Origin of the sequence: Pseudonocardia oceanicola (assembly GCF_047200735.1) — a bacterium.
In the GTDB taxonomy this organism is placed as follows: Bacteria; Actinomycetota; Actinomycetes; order Mycobacteriales; family Pseudonocardiaceae; genus Pseudonocardia.
In genome coordinates this window covers 1-945 of the sequence record NZ_JBJZON010000081.1, presented here as the reverse complement: position 1 = coordinate 945, position 945 = coordinate 1, and the positions used below count along the sequence as shown (strand labels likewise).

General features: G+C 70.7%; 2 pseudogenes. Both read right to left on the bottom strand.

The annotated features are described in order from the left end of the window. Positions 1–612 (bottom strand): annotated as a pseudogene (locus ACL02T_RS34895) (transposase family protein); the annotation flags it as partial. 93 nt (positions 613–705) lie between these two features. Beyond that, positions 706–900 (bottom strand): annotated as a pseudogene (locus ACL02T_RS34890) (reverse transcriptase domain-containing protein); the annotation flags it as partial. Between the last annotated feature and the right edge of the window lie 45 nt (positions 901–945).

Genomic DNA, 945 nt, shown 5'->3' with positions numbered 1-945 from the left:
TTCCTGGTTCCGCGACAGCTTGCGGTAGCGGCCGGTGTCGGGGTTCTTGCGGCGACGCCGCTGCGGAACCGCGACCGTGGGGCCGGCGCCCTGGTAGGCGGTGTCGGCCGCAGCGGGGATCTCCTGCGCGGTCAGCGCGTCGATGATCCCGTGCTCGCGGGCGGCGCCCATGTCGTGCCGCGCTCCGGGCAGCGGCGGGGAGATCCACACCAGGCGGCCGACCGGGTCGGCGATGACCTGCACGTTGAGCCCGTGGGCCTTGTGCTTCCCAGAGTAGAAGGCGCGGTCATAGCCCGAGGCCATCCCGACCCGGTCGATACGCAGCAGAGTGCCGTCGAGGATCACGAACGCCTTCCGGGCCGCGACCTCGACCGCCTGCTCCAGCGTCGGCGCCATCGCCGCCAGCACCTCGAGGGCCTCGCGGATGTAGCGCTACACCGTCGAGGTGCCGATCTCGAAGCCGCACCGCAGCAGGGGATAGAGCTGCGACCGGTAGAACCGGCCGTAGTAGTTCATCCAGCCCGACACGATGGGGTTGAGCCATCGGGCCAGGTCCCGCTCGGACAAGGAGGTGTGCCGGTGCAGCCGCCAGGACCACACCGTGTCGCTCATCCTGGCCATGGCGGCCTTGGAGGCCGCCGGGCCGAACACGGTGAACACGCTACCGTGCCTGCTGCGGACCGCCCGGGCCCGGAAGGTGTACCCGAGGAAGTCGAACGCGGTGTGCTCTGCCGAGCCGCCACGTCGTCCGTCCTTGCAGTACACGATCCGCGTCTTGTCCGGGTGCAGCCGCAACCCGACCTGCTCCATGCGCTGCGCGATCGCCGCCGCCACCAGGCGCGCCTGGTGTTCGCTGCGGCAGTGCACCACGGCGTCGTCGACGTAGCGCTCGAACGGCACCGACGGGACACCGGCCGCTACCGCAAGCTGTCGCGGAACCAGGAG